At 53.2% G+C, this 14943-nt stretch carries 14 protein-coding genes; 2 read left to right on the top strand and 12 right to left on the bottom strand.

Annotated features, from left to right (window positions below):
- The 8 genes from arnF to nudI form a co-directional block, all read right to left on the bottom strand.
- Positions 1 to 387: a 4-amino-4-deoxy-L-arabinose-phosphoundecaprenol flippase subunit ArnF gene (arnF, locus tag C2U41_RS14165; protein ID WP_003845102.1), complete on the bottom strand. Its 387-nt coding sequence runs from the start codon at positions 385 to 387 to the stop codon at positions 1 to 3.
- Positions 387 to 722 carry a 4-amino-4-deoxy-L-arabinose-phosphoundecaprenol flippase subunit ArnE gene (gene arnE / locus C2U41_RS14160; RefSeq protein WP_003027661.1) on the bottom strand — a complete coding sequence of 112 codons (336 nt, stop codon included), beginning with the start codon at positions 720 to 722 and terminating at the stop codon, positions 387 to 389. Before arnE ends, arnF begins: the two co-directional genes overlap by 1 nt.
- Entirely contained in the window at positions 719 to 2377 is a 1659-nt protein-coding gene (gene arnT, locus C2U41_RS14155; RefSeq protein WP_044701175.1) for a lipid IV(A) 4-amino-4-deoxy-L-arabinosyltransferase, read from the bottom strand. The genes arnE and arnT overlap by 4 nt, the downstream gene beginning before the upstream one ends.
- Positions 2374 to 3276 (bottom strand): 4-deoxy-4-formamido-L-arabinose-phosphoundecaprenol deformylase, encoded by a 903-nt coding sequence (gene arnD, locus C2U41_RS14150; RefSeq protein ID WP_003027653.1) that lies wholly within the window; start codon positions 3274 to 3276, stop codon positions 2374 to 2376. Before arnD ends, arnT begins: the two co-directional genes overlap by 4 nt.
- On the bottom strand, positions 3273 to 5255 hold the full coding sequence (arnA, locus tag C2U41_RS14145; RefSeq protein ID WP_103848480.1) for a bifunctional UDP-4-amino-4-deoxy-L-arabinose formyltransferase/UDP-glucuronic acid oxidase ArnA: 1983 nt from the start codon (positions 5253 to 5255) through the stop codon (positions 3273 to 3275). Before arnA ends, arnD begins: the two co-directional genes overlap by 4 nt.
- Positions 5252 to 6235, bottom strand: coding sequence for an undecaprenyl-phosphate 4-deoxy-4-formamido-L-arabinose transferase (gene arnC / locus C2U41_RS14140; RefSeq protein WP_003027648.1), 984 nt, complete (start codon positions 6233 to 6235; stop codon positions 5252 to 5254). The genes arnA and arnC overlap by 4 nt, the downstream gene beginning before the upstream one ends.
- A gap of 2 nt (positions 6236 to 6237) precedes the next feature.
- Positions 6238 to 7377, bottom strand: a complete 1140-nt coding sequence (gene arnB, locus C2U41_RS14135; RefSeq protein WP_003027645.1) for a UDP-4-amino-4-deoxy-L-arabinose aminotransferase — start codon at positions 7375 to 7377, stop codon at positions 6238 to 6240.
- Positions 7378 to 7661: 284 nt separating this feature from the next.
- Entirely contained in the window at positions 7662 to 8087 is a 426-nt protein-coding gene (gene nudI / locus C2U41_RS14130; protein ID WP_003027643.1) for a nucleoside triphosphatase NudI, read from the bottom strand.
- A gap of 317 nt (positions 8088 to 8404) precedes the next feature.
- On the opposite strand from nudI, the gene C2U41_RS14125 reads away from it, so the two are divergent.
- Positions 8405 to 8947: a YfaZ family protein gene (locus tag C2U41_RS14125; RefSeq protein WP_032936588.1), complete on the top strand. Its 543-nt coding sequence runs from the start codon at positions 8405 to 8407 to the stop codon at positions 8945 to 8947.
- 79 nt (positions 8948 to 9026) lie between these two features.
- Complete coding sequence (locus tag C2U41_RS14120) at positions 9027 to 10223, top strand: nicotinamide mononucleotide deamidase-related protein YfaY (RefSeq protein ID WP_032936590.1); 1197 nt, start codon at positions 9027 to 9029, stop codon at positions 10221 to 10223.
- A 38-nt stretch (positions 10224 to 10261) separates the two neighbouring features.
- Here C2U41_RS14120 and C2U41_RS14115 read toward each other — a convergent pair whose 3' ends face one another.
- From C2U41_RS14115 to glpA, 4 genes are all read right to left on the bottom strand, one after another.
- The gene (locus C2U41_RS14115) at positions 10262 to 10462 is read right to left on the bottom strand and encodes a hypothetical protein (protein WP_080708713.1); all 201 of its coding nucleotides are present in this window, start codon (positions 10460 to 10462) and stop codon (positions 10262 to 10264) included.
- Between the two features lie 319 nt (positions 10463 to 10781).
- Positions 10782 to 11972 (bottom strand): anaerobic glycerol-3-phosphate dehydrogenase subunit GlpC, encoded by a 1191-nt coding sequence (gene glpC, locus C2U41_RS14110; RefSeq protein ID WP_003027620.1) that lies wholly within the window; start codon positions 11970 to 11972, stop codon positions 10782 to 10784.
- The gene (gene glpB, locus C2U41_RS14105; protein ID WP_003839405.1) at positions 11969 to 13228 is read right to left on the bottom strand and encodes a glycerol-3-phosphate dehydrogenase subunit GlpB; all 1260 of its coding nucleotides are present in this window, start codon (positions 13226 to 13228) and stop codon (positions 11969 to 11971) included. The genes glpC and glpB overlap by 4 nt, the downstream gene beginning before the upstream one ends.
- Complete coding sequence (gene glpA, locus C2U41_RS14100) at positions 13218 to 14846, bottom strand: anaerobic glycerol-3-phosphate dehydrogenase subunit A (protein ID WP_003845117.1); 1629 nt, start codon at positions 14844 to 14846, stop codon at positions 13218 to 13220. Before glpA ends, glpB begins: the two co-directional genes overlap by 11 nt.
- Positions 14847 to 14943: the final 97 nt, after the last annotated feature.

Genomic DNA, 14943 nt, shown 5'->3' with positions numbered 1-14943 from the left:
TCAGCGCCGGTGCTTGTCTGCAGGCAGAAAAATCGTCATTAAACCCGCCATGATGCACAGTACCCCAACCAGCGCCTTTACTGAAAATGTTCCCTGCCAGCCGGGCAGAATCATTGATGCAACCCAAACCAGCACATAGCTCAGGCTGAGCAGGGCATAAGCTTTGCTCAGCGCGAGCTGGTGCAGGGCTTTATGCCAGCAAATAACCGACAGCAAATAGCCTGCCAGCCCGGCAGATAAAGCAAACGCTCCAATACTGAGAGATAATACGGCGGAGATGAACTCCAGCAGCTGCATCATTGGCGGCAGATTATCCATTGCGAAGCCGAGGCTCAACTGGGCTGCGGAGGTGATAATAACGCTACATAATCCCCAAAAGATGCCCATTACACTGCGCTCCCAAGAATAAAGATGCCGGTAATGATCAGCCCAACCCCCAGCCAGTGGCGTGTAGTGACGGGTTCGCGCCAGATTTTCCACGCGGCCAGCGTCACCCATACAAAGTTAAGACTCAGCATGGGGTAGGCGATGCCGACAGGAATGTTCTGCAGTACCGCCAGCCATAGCAGCATGGCCAGACCGAGGCTTGCCAGAGCAAGCCCAATCCATTGCGTGACGTGGCGTTTTCGCGCACGAACGGACACCGGTCGGGTCGCCTGCTTCTGGCATAGCTGGCCGCAGACGCTGAGCAGGCTGGCGAGAACTAAGGCTATCCAGATCATTTTGGCCGATACTGAATCAGGACCAGTCGCCCCTGATTATCAATGTAATCAGCGGGAGGGATAGCGAGATGATTAATATCTTCATCCTTATCAATCGTGAGCACGAGCGTAATATTTCCTTGCTGACGATGTTGCGCTAACCAGTCGGCAAAGTCTTCCCGACTGACAAAGCGCCCCTGAGCATCCGGGTAGTTGAGGCCATATTTTAACTCGCCCGTTTGGCCGTACATCATGATGTCGTCACGCTTCAGGCTCCAGGCCAGCCCTGCGGCAACGCCAACGTTGTCGGTGAGAATGTAACGGCTCGACTCCAGCGACTCTTTAGTCATCTCGACAAAAAACTGCGGCTGTTTAGACTCCATCACCCGGTCAGGGACTGAGAAACCAAACAACAGCGCGAGTCCCAGCGGGCACAGCGCGGCGAATTTCCAGTTCTTCTCGCGGTTATTTAGCGTATACCAACCGAACAGTGCCCAGGTGATAAAAATGCCCCACGCGCAAAACACCTTATACGTTTCGATATGCGACCAGACTGGCGTCTTTAACGGACCCAATGTGGAAACAATAAATGTGGCGACAATGCCGGTCACGCCGAACAGCACGTTGATCCAGCCATTCACACGCAGTGCGGCGGAGCCTTTTTCCGCGGCCTGCAGGCCGAAACGCGCCGTTAATATCGCCAGCGGGGCGAAGCAAGAAAGAATATAGGTTGGCAGTTTTCCTTTGGCGATGCTGAAAAACAGGATTGGCATGACAATCCAGCTTAACAGGTACAGCGCGCTGCGCGGAACATCCCGCTCACGCCAGCCCGTACGCAGCGCGCCGGGGAGCAGCCCGAGCCATGGTAATGCGCCAGCCACGAATACCGGAATGTAGTACCAGATGGGAGCCTTGTGTTGGGCATCATCCTGTGCGAAGCGTTGAATATGTTCAACCCAGAAGAAGTAATGCCAGAAATCCGGCTCACGCTGGGCAATCGCTATTCCCCACGGCAGCACAATCACGACGCAGCCGATAACCGCCAGCAGACCGTAGAGCATGAGATCTTTCCAGCGCTTTTGCGCGAAAACCCACGGCAGTACGCTGAGCACAGGAACGGCAAGCGCCAGGAAGCCCTTGGTCATCACGCCCATACCGCAGGTTAACCCTAACAGCAAAAAAGCGATGATTTTGCGCGTTCTGGTGGTGGCCTGCATGCCTTCCCAAAAACAGCACATGCCCGCCATCAGCCAAAGCGCAATTATGGGATCAAGTACCGCGTAGGTACCGATGCTGTAAACTGAAAAGAACGTTAAAAAGATAGCAGAAGAGAGTACGGCGGTACGCTTATCCTGCCATAACCGCATGGCAAGCCAGGCTACCAGTAGCGCCGTCAGCAAGGTGGCAAAAATAGCCCCCGCTCTGACGCCAAAATTATTAGCACCAAATAGCCATTGTCCGATGCTGTTTAACCAATATCCGGCAATCGGTTTTTCGAAGTAACGGAGTCCTAAAAAGTGCGGCACGATCCAGTCGCCGGACGTCAGCATTTCCCGACTGATTTCGGCATAGCGCGTTTCATCAGGCTGCCAGAGCAGGCGACTGTTGATAGGGAGAATAAAATACAGCGCAATAAACGCGATACAGGCCAGAGTGTAGCGGGCAGCAGGTTTCATTGTGTCGCACTCACCGGTTGTTGGCAGCCGAGCCATCCCTCTCTGCCCGGTATTTTTCCCCGCACGATCTGCCCTGTTGGCAGCGTGCTGATATCGTCTGGTAACAGCTCGCCAAGCGGGCAAAATGTCATCCCCATGTCGGCGGCGCGAGTAAGCAGCTCGTCAAAATTCTGATGAAAGGCGATGCCTTCAACTTCCGCATGAATGGTGTACACCGGTGTTCCTCTGCTCATCTGGATGTGGGAGAGAATATAAGCGTTGAAGTCCACCGCCTGGACCTCCTGACCAACCACTTCATCCCATGTTGGTAACGTGACGGGAATTTGCGGCGTACCTGTTTTCCCGGACGCCAGTACAGGACGAAATAAAGACGTTCCCCGACAGTCGCTGTTATAGCGTAAATGGAACGTTTCTTTTGCCTCGACGACGCGGTTGTCGGCACGCCATCCGGCAACCGCAGAACAGGTAACCGGTTGTCCGATGATGGCTTCAAGGGCGGTAATGCCTCGTGAAATATCATCAATCAGCTGTTTATCATTCCAGTTTCCGCTTCGCGCTTGCCAGGCATGGTGATCCCAGGCATGCAAACCGGTTTCATGAATCAGGGCGGTTTGCGCAATGATCGCCGCATTGGCCTGGCCAATCTCTTTTCCCGGCCATGCGGTTCCCGCGAGCAATATATCCCATCCGTAGAGCGATGCTGCGTTTGAGCGCAGCATCTTCCACAGAAATTGTGGCTTCACAAGACGCCAGAGATGGCGCCCCATGTTGTCAGGTCCAACGCTAAAGAAAAAACTTGCCCGAACATTATGCCGGTTCAATGTCTCCAACAGGCGGGGCACACCTTCGCGCGTCCCCCGGAAAGTATCGACATCAATGCGCAAGCCTACTTTGGTCATGATGTGTGTTCCGTGATATCCACACTGCGTAAGAAGAAGTCCAGCGTCTCTTCTACCGTTTCCTGCATCTCAATGGTGGGCTCCCAGTTCAGGCAGCGTTTTGCATTACGAATGTTGGGCTTACGATGCTCAACGTCCTGATAACCTTTACCATAGTAGCTGTTGCTTTCGACGTCACGGAAACCGGCAAACGGTGGGAAGTGGTTACGCAATGGATGTTTTTCAAAACAGGTAAGCAGCATTTCTGCCAGTTCCTGAATACTGGCTTCATTCTCCGGGTTACCGATGTTGATAATTTCGCCATCGCAGCGTCCGCCTTCGTTTTCAATGATGCGATACAGGGCTTCGATACCATCGCGAATGTCGGTAAAGCAGCGTTTTTGCTTACCGCCTTCAATCAGCTTAATCGGTGAACCTTCCACCAGATTGAGGATCAATTGAGTAATGGCGCGTGAGCTGCCGATACGCGCGGCGTTAAGGCTGTCCAGACGCGGTCCCATCCAGTTAAACGGACGGAACAGGGTGAAGCGCAATCCCTCTTTTTCGCCGTATGCCCAGATTACGCGGTCCAGCAACTGCTTGGAAACGGAGTAGATCCAGCGTGGTTTATTCACCGGGCCGACGATCAGGTTCGAGCTGTCTTCATCAAAAACTTTGTCGGTACACATGCCGTAGACTTCGGAGGTTGACGGGAAAATGATGCGCTTACGGTATTTCACGCAGTAGCGAATGATTTTCAGGTTCTCTTCAAAATCGAGCTCAAACACGCGCAGCGGGTTGCGGGTATATTCGATTGGCGTGGCGATCGCTACCAGCGGCAGCACGACGTCGCATTTTTTCACATGATATTCAATCCATTCGGAGTGAATGCTGATATCGCCTTCGACGAAATGGAATCGTGGATGCTGCAGAAAACGACTAATGGCGTCGCTGCCAATGTCGAGTCCATACACTTCGTAATTGTCTTCTTGCAACAGGTGTTCGGTCAGATGGTTACCAATGAAGCCATTGACGCCAAGGATCAGCACGCGAGTACGGCGTTTAGCGGTAGTAACTGACTGGCTGTTCAGGCGAGAACCTGGTACCAGGCCCAGAACCTGCGCCAGCTGTGACCCCTGCATGGCAATACCATCGCCAGCTTGCCCGGTAATAATCTCCAGTGCGCCATCAGCGCAGGCGATCAGCAAAGGAGAAACGGAGATGACGGTTCCTGGCTGGGCTGCGCGGTCATTTTTGCAAACACGTGACGACCAGACGGTGAATTTTTGCGTACCAACATAGCTAAATGCGCCCGGCCATGGATCGCTGACGGCACGTACCTGGTTATGCAACTCTGCGGCTGGTTTGTTCCAGTCGAGGAAGCTATCTTCCGGCGTACGGCGACCAAAACAGGTCGCTTCTGCTTCCTGTTGGGGGTGTTCTGCATAATCTCCCGTTTTAATCGCGGGCAGCGCCTCTTCCAGTAACTGACGCGCAGCCTGGCACAACTTATGGTGCAGCGTTAACGCCACATCATCGGGCGAAATAGCAACCCGCTGCTGGGCAACAATGGCACCGGCATCCGCGCGTTTGACCATCCGGTGAAGCGTGACGCCGGTTTCGGTTTCACCATTGACCAGTACCCAGTTCAGCGGCGCGCGGCCACGGTATTTGGGCAGTAGCGAGCCGTGCAGATTAAATGCACCCTTAGGGGCAATGCTGAGGATCTCATCACTCAGTAAATGGCGATAGTAGAACGAGAAGATAACATCAGGTGCCAGTTGGCTAATGCGCTCAATCCACAGGGGATGATTAACCTCGTCCGGGGCGTAAACCGGAATACCGGCGCTGGCCGCGAGGCGGGAAACAGATCCAAAAAACGCTTTTTCACCCGGATTGTCGGTGTGCGTAAAAATGGCAGCGATTTCATAACCTGCATCCAACAAGGCCTGGACACCCTGACATCCCATATCGTGATAGGCAAATACGACGGCTTTCATGCGCGGTTTTCCTCGGTTGACTGCGTGGTTTGTGGGCGGATAACGTGTTGAACAAAATAGCGGGGGCGGGCGCGGACATCGTTATAGATGCGACCGATATATTCGCCGAGTAAACCCATGCCAATAAACTGTGCGCCGATAAAGGTAAACAGGACGGCAAACAGCATGAATACCCCTTCCGCTGCCCACTGTGGGCCGAGCGTCAGGCGCAGAACAACAAGCAAGACTGATAAGGTAAAGCCCGTGGCGGCGATCACGCTGCCCAACAGACTCAGCATGCGAAGCGGTGTTGTGGTAAGGCAAGTCACCAGGTCATACATCAGGTTGATCAGACGCATGAAGCTGTATTTGGAATCACCAAATTCGCGCTCTGCATGATGTACCGGGATCTCCGTCGCGCGACGGGCAAAAATGTTGGCCAGAATCGGGATAAAGGTGCTGCGCTCCTGGCAATGCAGCATGGCATCGACGATGTGACGGCGATAGGCGCGTAGCATGCAACCGTAGTCACCCATCGCTTTTCCGGTGGTGCGCTGAATCAGATGGTTGATCATGCGTGAGGCGGTCTTACGAAATACGCTGTCCTGCCGGTTCTGGCGCACCGTGCCCACCACATCAAACCCCTCATCTGCTGTGGCGACCAACCGAGGGATCTCCTCCGGCGGGTTCTGCAAATCGGCATCCAGTGTGATGATCAAGTCGCCAGTGACATGGCTGAAACCGGCCATAATCGCCGAGTGCTGTCCGTAATTGCGATTCAGCAAAATAGAAACAATATGGCTGTTTGGTGCCTGGGAGGCATTCATCATCAACTGAGCGGAATTGTCACTGCTACCGTCGTCGATTAGCAGAATTTCATAGTCTTTACCCAATTTCTCGCAGGCGGCGCTGGTGCGTCTGATTAACTCTGGCAGGCTTTCCTGTTCATTAAAAACGGGAATGACCACCGAGACTTTTTTGATTGGTGCTGCTTCAAACATGATTATTGTCCTGCAATCTCGCGAAGTGCCGTAATGACCCGCTGGGTATCCGCTTCGGTCATGTCTGGGAATAACGGCAGCGAGCAGATGCGCGCGCTGTTCCATTCAGTATTTGGGAGCGAAAGGGTAGTGAAGCGTTCGCGATAATATTTTTGCGTATGGGCTGCACGAAAATGCAGACCGGTGCCGATATCTTTAGTCTTCAGCGCTTCCATCAGGGCATCTCTGCTCAGCCCGCAGCGGGTTTCGTCAACACGAATGATGAATAAGTGCCAGGCATGAACGTGCGGCCACCGGGGCAGGTCCAGCGGTTGAAATGGCGTATCAGCCAGCGCCTGCTGATATTGCTGGGCAATTTGCGCCCGGCGTGAATTCAGTTGCTCCAGCTTATTCAGCTGTACCAACGCAATAGCGGCATTGATATCCGTCAGGTTGTATTTGTATCCTGGCGCAAGCACTTCGGCCTGCGGTGCCCGGCCATAGGTTTGTCGATCAAAAGCATCAACGCCCAGACCGTGAAACTTCAGGCTGCGAAGCCGCTGGGCAAGCTGGCTGTCGTCGGTAACAATCAGTCCACCTTCTGCGCAGGTGATATTTTTGATGGCGTGAAACGAGAAGATTGCCGTACCGCGCGCCCCGACATGACGGCCCTTATACAATGTCCCTACGGCATGGGCCGCATCTTCTATTACCGGGATGCCATAACGCTCGCCAATGGCATAAATTGCGTCAAGATCGGCGGGGGCGCCTGCGTAATGTACTGGAACAATGGCTTTGGTTCGTGGGGTAATGGCGGCTTCAATTTGCTCAGGTGTGACCATAAGTGTATCGCGGTCGACGTCGACCATGACTGGCGTCGCACCCAGCAAGACAATCATGTTGAGGGTGGAAACCCACGTCATCGACGGCGTAATGACCTCATCGCCTGCACCTATGCCCAACGCCATCAGTGTGATGTGCATACCTGCCGTGGCAGAGCAGACGGCGACAGCGTGTTGATTTCCTGTGAGCTGACAGAAGGCTTCTTCCAGCTGTTGGTTCTTCGGGCCAGTGGTTATCCATCCAGAGTCCAGCACCGCTTTTACAGCGGCAAGCTCTTCAGCACCCATTGCCGGGCGAGAGAAAGGCAAAAAGTCAGACATCATTATTCCTTCAAGCCATTTAACGCTACCGAAGTTTTATTTTTAGGACTAAACAGGGGCGTCGTTAATTATTTCATCAGGCTACAAAGGTTAATGGCCGAAGGTTAATTTATCCTTAAGGGTTTAAGGTTTGGGAGATAATAACAAAGACAGTGGGGAGTGGTTTATTTGTTTGAATATAAAGAGTTTTTAGTCATTATGGCGGTATTGTTCTCTGTTGCTGAATGCTGAGAGCAATACCGCTAATGTGATCATTGTTTATATTACGTTTAAACTCGGGGGACTTACAGTAACCCTTTCAAGGTTAACGTTTTACGTGTGGCGATATTTAAGTCGTAGGTGCCGAGATCTTCCGCTTTAACCCAGGCGAACGCCTGGAACTCTTCGTTAATGTTCACTTCACGATTAGCTGCCACACAATCGAAGATGAGATAAATCATATAAATCTCTTCCTGGCTGCCATCCGCGTACGTTTTAGTACGAATATCGTCACTGAAAGTCCATGGCGTAATTTCTGATAACACCAACTGCTCGCCCAGCTCCTCTCTCACTTCCCGGCGCAAAGCTTCTTCGATGCGCTCACCCGGCTCAACGCCACCGCCAGACAGCGCCCACTGACCGGGAAACACGCCGCGGTCGTCAGCCATTTTGCAGAGTAAATAGCAGCCATCGTTTTGAATTAATGGGCAAACAATTGTTCTTTGGCGCATAGGTCAAGTCCTTGCAGGGGCGGGTATTAAGAATTCCATCATCCACCTATCTTACCTTTTGCTGACTGGAGAAAAAACGCTTCATCGACGATTAAGTCCGTACGGGCGAGGAAAAATTGATTGTTGTTGAAAATGGCGTTCAGGGATGCGAATGATAGATTACATAAAAAAATTTAACCTTATCTAATCTCATTAAGTAGTATTTAGTTACAATATGGTCTTGCATCGCTTTTTTAGCTCATTGATTCCTCGTCATCTGACAGTACAATTCACCGGTTTTGGGGCTATGTTTTGATTCTTGCAGGAAAGGATAGAAAATGAAAATAAGTTTACTGTTGGGTTTTGCCGGAATGCTGTTTGTTTCTGCTTCGGCAAACGCGATTAGCATCAACGGTCAGGCTGGCGAAGACTACACCAACCTTGGATTCGGTATGGGTACTGAGACCACCGGTCTGGCCGTCAGCGGCAACTGGATGCATAATGATGACGACGGCGATGTTGCTGGGCTGGGCCTGGGGCTGAATATCCCGCTGGGTCCACTGTTGGCGACCGTTGGTGGTAAAGGTGTATATACCAATCCAAACGATGGCGATGAAGGTTATGCTGCGGCTGTCGGTGGTGGTTTACAGTGGCCGATCGGCGACAGCATTCGTCTGTTTGGTGAGTACTATTACTCGCCTGATTCGCTTTCCAGCGGTATCGACAGCTATGAAGAAGCAAATGCCGGTGCGCGTTTGACTATTATGCGTCCGCTGAGCATCGAAGCCGGTTATCGTTACCTGAACCTGGCAGGTAAAGACGGTAACCGTGATAACGCAATTGCTGATGGCCCGTACGTTGGGGTTAACGCCAGCTTCTAACATTTCTGGCGCGGCGTTCAGTCGCGCCTTCCCCCCTCCATGCGTTATAGTGTTTTCATCATAAAAGCAGGAGAACACGATGTTAAACGTGGAGATGCTATCCACCGGGGATGAAGTGTTGCACGGACAAATCGTCGACACCAATGCCGCCTGGCTGGCCGATTTTTTCTTTAATCAGGGTTTACCGCTAACACGCCGCAACACGGTAGGTGACAATCTTAACGATTTAGTCTCCGTTTTGCGTGAGCGTAGCGAACACGCCGATATACTGATCGTTAATGGCGGTTTGGGGCCAACCAGCGATGATTTGAGCGCGCTGGCAGCGGCAACGGCAAAAGGCGAAGGGCTGGTGCTGCATGAAGCATGGCTGACCGAGATGGAGCGATATTTCCGCGATCGTGGCCGCGTGATGGCGCCGAGCAACCGCAAACAGGCTGAACTTCCCGCCAGCGCGGAGTTTATCAATAATCCGGTGGGTACCGCGTGCGGGTTCGCCCTGAAGCTTAACCGCTGCCTGATGTTTTTTACACCGGGTGTACCGTCAGAATTCAAAGTCATGGTTGAGCATGAGATTCTGCCGCGTTTGCGTGAGCGTTTCTCTTTGGCTCAGCCCCCGTTATGCCTGCGATTAACCACCTTTGGCCGTTCTGAAAGCGAGCTGGCACAAAGCCTGGATCCGCTAACTTTGCCACCGGGTGTAACAATGGGATATCGCTCCTCAATGCCGATTATTGAGCTGAAGCTGACCGGGCCGGATTCCCAACGCGAAGCGATGCTGGCGCTGTGGCCTGAGGTGAAAAAGGTTGCCGGGCAAAACATGATTTTTGAAGGTACGGAAGGTTTGCCTGCGCAAATCGCCCGCACGTTGCAGGAACGGCAATATAGCCTGACGCTGAGCGAACAATTTACCGGTGGTCTGGTCGCGTTGCAGCTTTCTCGCGCTAATGCTCCGTTGTTGGCGAGCGAAGTTGTTCCGCCTCAGGAAGAAACGCTGGCGCAAACGGCGCATTGGGTAACCGAGCGACGTAGCAAACATTATGCCGGGCTGGCTTTGGCGATATCAGCTTTCGAAAACGAACATATTAACTTTGCGCTGGCCACCCCCAATGGGACATATGGTTTGCGCGTTCGGCTGAACGCTAATCGCTACAGCTTGTCGATTCGTCAGGAAGTGTGCGCAATGATGGCGCTAAATATGCTGCGCCGTTGGCTTAACAATCAGGATCTTGCCAGCGAGCACGGTTGGATCGAAGTGGTTGAGTCGCTCACGATTTAATTATTAACAGGGAAGGTTACAAACCTTCCCAATCTGACTCATTCTGTGACATCGTCAGGCAATAGCCCAGTAATTAACCGAACCAAATCACGATCAATTCGATTTTCCAGCATCATGCGCGCGATACGTAAGGCTTCTTCTTGCGTTCCTTTTTGCACCCCTTTCTCTAACCCTTGTTGTAGCCCTTGTTGTAGCCCATTGTGGTGACCTTCTTGTTTTAGCCTCCCTGCGATTGTCATCAACCTCTCCTTATGATGGGGGGAACGTTCGGCAACTTCATGGATAAATTCGCTGACGTGAGAAACGTCACCGTACCGTAGCAGGTAATTAAATAGCGTTTGTAGCTGGCTGTCATTAGCGGTGCTTGTAACTAATGGTGCTTGTAACTGATAGAGAAGATGGCGTGACGGTATCCACTTTTAATATGCGCTGCATGCGGGAAATGGGGTCTTTGCGTGGATGAATCAGAGATAAATATGTCCGACTGCAACGTATTCAATTAAGCGGAACGGGCTACGCAAAAAAATGCCCGGTAGCAAATACCACCGGGCAACAGGTTTAACCCAACGCTTTGGCAAGCAGGGTGATGGGATGTTCGCAACGCTTACTGGTAGACATCTCAATCTGCCATTTACAGGTTTCGCAGTCGGTGACGACGATATCAGCGCCGCTTTCTTCAATTTGGCGGAATAACGGTGCGCCAATAGACTGTGAAGTCGGATAGTTTTCCTTTTTAAAGCCGTAAGTCCCGGCAATCCCACAACACTGAGAATCCAGCACTGTCAGCTCCAGCCCCGGAATTTGTCGCAGTAGTTCCAGCGTGTAAAGCGTCCAGCCCATTTTCTCCATATGACATGGCGTGTGATAGACCACCTTCAGTGGCAGCGTTTTCAGCGGCAGCGTTTTACCTTCATCCAGCTTGCGCCACAGCCAGCGGGTTGCCAGTTCAATGTGTTCTCGCAGGCCTGAGTTGTCGACATCCAGCACTTCCGGATATTCATCACGTAGCGCAAAGGTACAGGTTGATGAGGTGGCGATCACCGGAATGCCTTTGCCATCAATCGCTTCCCGGAGTGAGGCCACGTTGCTGACCGCCTGTTTACGCGCTTTATCTGTAAATCCGTTAGCAATCAGCGGTACGCCACAGCATTTCTCTTTACTCAGCAGTTGCACGCCGGTTCCCATCGCATTCAACACCTTGATCAGGTCTTTGCCAAGCTGGGGATGGTTGTAATTCACAAAACAGCCGTGGAAAAAGGCGACCTGATCCTGATACTGCGCCTGCTGTGCGGCAATGCTGCGATACCAGCGGCGGAAGGTGCCAAAGGAGTACTTCGGCAGCGTACGGCGATGATCGATTTTTAGCGCGTAATCCAGCAACTGACGTACCGGTTTTAGTGAGGTGGCGGTATTCACTATTGGGGCGAAGGGGGTGGAAACGCTCCCCATTAAATCGGTATGGCTTAAGACGAAGTTACGCAGCGATGGGCGCGTCGTGTCGTATTTGGCGCGCGCGCGCTGGATGATATCGCCGATTTTCACGTCTGACGGACAGGCCACTTCGCAGCGTTTACAGTTGATGCAGTATTTCAGCGCATCGTCATATAGCGCGCCATCTTTCAGGCGCAGACGTTCACCGTCCGGGCCGGCCTGCTTAGGGCCCGGGTAGCTCGGGTTGACGCGGCTTACCGGGCAGGCGGTGGTGCACACCGTACATTTGATACAACTTTCAAAACGTGTGTCGCTCATTGCTGTCCTCCTGCACGTTTCGCAATATGATGTGCGGCATGTAAGGCGCTGACTGCGCACACGCCGCCTCCGCAACCCTGGGCGATAGGGTCGAATCCGCCGAGGACGGAACCGATGGCGTACATGTTCTCTATCGTTTTTCCCGCCAGTGATGGGCGCAATGTGGCATCGGTTGTGACGCCAAACAGTTGCCACGGTTGTGGATCGAAAACGTCACGCTGATACCACTCGGCGCGGGTAGCTGTTTGCTGTACATCCAGTCCCAGGATTGGTTCGTGGATTGCCTCACGCGTGGCGACCAGCCCGCTGCTGAAAAAACTGCCGCTGGCGAGCACGGCGAAACGTGGCCGCAAGGGGATATCGGCATGATTTCGGGTCCAGATTTCGCTGACCACGCCGTCCTGACAGGTGATTTTCTTCACTTCATCACCCGGCATCCACACACCGCCCTGGCGCACAAACTGGCGCTGCAATTTGTTGTGTAAACGCATGCCCAGTACCGAAGGAGGTAGGGTCGGTAACAGTGTCAGCGAGCAGGGGAGGCGCTCGTTAAGCCACTGCCAGAGCCGCTCATCTGCCAGACCAAAGCAGGCCGGCATGATTATCATGTCGCAGGTTTTTGCCATTGGCAGCAATGCGTCATAGAGCAGCGACCATTTATCTTCGTTATCCAGCAGGCGCGCAATATTAACGGCGCGAAACTCGGTTGGGTTATCACGCAGGACATCCAGTTCCGGCAGTTCGATTTCTGCCGTCTCGACGCTGAGATTACGTTGGCGTAATGACGCCGCGGCGAGATGCGCCTGAAAATCCAGTAACCCGCTAATCCCTACAACGCATATACGCTGCGCGGACAGCGGCCAGACCGGCACTTCCGGGGAACTTAACCAGGTTGAGCGCAGGGTGCCCAGCGGGGTAACACGTTGATGTGCCTGATGCACGTTGCCTTGCAAATGCGTTCCGCATTCTTCCAGTAAATTTTGCGCCTGCTGGGCCAGTTCCAGAACGTTCTGCGTTCCGATGGTGCTATACGGATGTGCGGGTGCCTGAGTGTGCAGCGCATTCAAACCCGCTTCTATATCCGTCACCGGTTGACCATCGGGTAAGCTGCTGAGCAAATCCAGTGAGCCGGAGGAAAAATGCAGGGCGCTTTGGCCGCGGGTAACAATCGTGCAGCGCAGTCCGCTTTTTTGCAGTTGCAGGCCGCATAGCAGTCCAGCGAGGCCGCCGCCGATAATGACGGTATCAAATTTCATCCTGGTGCTCCTTTTCCAGACCACACAACCCTTGATAAACCCAGCGAGTGAATTCGCTTTCGCGCAGTGCATCTCCCCAGGCGATAGGCTGCACACCTTTCCAGCGTTCGTTGAGGAAGTCGGAAAGCTGAGTAATGGATTGTGCTGCGGTAGTGACATTAAAACGTTGCAGCAAACCTGCAGCGCGACAGGCACACAATTCGCCCTGGCAGGTCCCCATTCCGACGCGGGTACGGCGACGTAAATCGAGCAGACTGTTGACGGTTAGATTCTCGACGGCGTATTGCACTTCGCCTGCGGTGACCGCTTCGCATTCACAGACCAGGCTGCGATGTTGACGGCCTTCGCTCAGCCACGCTGGGGTACGATCCCCATGGCGATAGACTGCCGAACCGCGTAGCGGCGCAGGTAACGAAATAACGCGTTTAAGCGTATGCTCGGTAGATTCCTGTGAGCCAGGCAACGCGGTGTCTGCGGTTGTGCAAGGCTGGGTATTGCCCAGCTTACGGCAAACAGCATCGGTAGCCCATTCCGCCATTAGGCGGTAAGTCATCAGTTTGCCGCCGGTAATGGTGATAAACCCTTCCAGTCCGTCACGCTCTGCGTGATCGAACAGTACAATCCCACGGCTGACGTTACGACCGGTGGGATCGTCGTCGCTGGCCACCAGCGGACGTACGCCGGAGTAGGCGCGTAAAATGCGCGTTTTCGCCATAATCGGCGCCAGTTTCTCGCCTTCACGCAGCAGAATGTCGACTTCTTCTGCGGTGACGCGGTTGCTGTCGATATCATCGTAATCAATGTGCTGCGAGGTGGTACCGATCAATGAGATGGTATCGCCTGGCACCAGAATATCGGCGTCAGACGGTTTACGGCAGCGGTTGATGACATGCTGGTTAATGCGATGATCCATAATCAGCAACGAACCTTTGGCCGGGAACATACGGATGCTCAGATCGGCATATTCCGCAATGCGTTGACCCCAGATCCCGGCGGCGTTAACGACAACCGGTGCATGCAGGGACTGCATTTCGCCCGTCAGATGATTGCGCACATTAACGCCGCAAACCGTCGCGCCTTCGCGAATCAGCCCTGTCACTTCATGCGCCGTTAAGATAACCGCGCCATGCTCACGCGCATCCAGCATGTTGGCGGCGGTTAAGCGGAAAGGATCAACCGTGCCGTCAGGCACTTTTACCGCACCAATCAGCTGTGGATTCACGGAAGGTTCGATAATACGTGCCTGCTGAGGGTCAATCGCTTCTGCGCGAATCCCTGCTTCTTCACAGGCGCGAATAAAGGTCGCCTGAAAGGAGAGCTCATCCTCCGGCAGGGTAATAAACAGACCGTCCGTTGGCTCAACGCAATGGCGGGCGATACGTTTCAGAATTTGGTTTTCGCTGATGCACTCACGGGCAGATTCAGCATCGGTGACGGCGTAGCGTGCACCGCTGTGCAGCAGGCCGTGGTTGCGCCCGGTCGCACCTGTGGCGATATCGTGGCGTTCCACTAAGATGACGCGCAACCCGCGCAGCGCACAATCGCGTGCGATCCCTGCACCTGTTGCTCCTCCACCAATGATAATCACGTCACTTGTTTGCGAGTCGCGAGTTTTCATTGTTTTTCCTCACAGTTCGTTTTTTATCATTTAGCCACATAAAAAACATGGATTGTTTGATTTCGCGCATAATCGCTCATTATTCGAAAATGAAACG

Origin of the sequence: Citrobacter freundii complex sp. CFNIH4, assembly GCF_002934505.1 — a bacterium.
Taxonomy (GTDB): Bacteria; Pseudomonadota; Gammaproteobacteria; order Enterobacterales; family Enterobacteriaceae; genus Citrobacter; species Citrobacter freundii.
Note: the sequence above shows the minus strand (reverse complement) of the source record. Positions and strands in the feature narration are given on the sequence as shown.

Bases quoted from the DNA above. Each gene is read 5' to 3' on its own strand.
- arnF (WP_003845102.1), bottom strand. From the start codon at position 387: ATGGGCATCTTTTGGGGATTATGTAGCGTTATTATCACCTCCGCAGCC.
- arnE (WP_003027661.1), bottom strand. From the start codon at position 722: ATGATCTGGATAGCCTTAGTTCTCGCCAGCCTGCTCAGCGTCTGCGGC.
- arnT (WP_044701175.1), bottom strand. From the start codon at position 2,377: ATGAAACCTGCTGCCCGCTACACTCTGGCCTGTATCGCGTTTATTGCG.
- arnD (WP_003027653.1), bottom strand. From the start codon at position 3,276: ATGACCAAAGTAGGCTTGCGCATTGATGTCGATACTTTCCGGGGGACG.
- arnA (WP_103848480.1), bottom strand. From the start codon at position 5,255: ATGAAAGCCGTCGTATTTGCCTATCACGATATGGGATGTCAGGGTGTC.
- arnC (WP_003027648.1), bottom strand. From the start codon at position 6,235: ATGTTTGAAGCAGCACCAATCAAAAAAGTCTCGGTGGTCATTCCCGTT.
- arnB (WP_003027645.1), bottom strand. From the start codon at position 7,377: ATGTCTGACTTTTTGCCTTTCTCTCGCCCGGCAATGGGTGCTGAAGAG.
- nudI (WP_003027643.1), bottom strand. From the start codon at position 8,087: ATGCGCCAAAGAACAATTGTTTGCCCATTAATTCAAAACGATGGCTGC.
- C2U41_RS14125 (WP_032936588.1), top strand. From the start codon at position 8,405: ATGAAAATAAGTTTACTGTTGGGTTTTGCCGGAATGCTGTTTGTTTCT.
- C2U41_RS14120 (WP_032936590.1), top strand. From the start codon at position 9,027: ATGTTAAACGTGGAGATGCTATCCACCGGGGATGAAGTGTTGCACGGA.
- C2U41_RS14115 (WP_080708713.1), bottom strand. From the start codon at position 10,462: ATGACAATCGCAGGGAGGCTAAAACAAGAAGGTCACCACAATGGGCTA.
- glpC (WP_003027620.1), bottom strand. From the start codon at position 11,972: ATGAGCGACACACGTTTTGAAAGTTGTATCAAATGTACGGTGTGCACC.
- glpB (WP_003839405.1), bottom strand. From the start codon at position 13,228: ATGAAATTTGATACCGTCATTATCGGCGGCGGCCTCGCTGGACTGCTA.
- glpA (WP_003845117.1), bottom strand. From the start codon at position 14,846: ATGAAAACTCGCGACTCGCAAACAAGTGACGTGATTATCATTGGTGGA.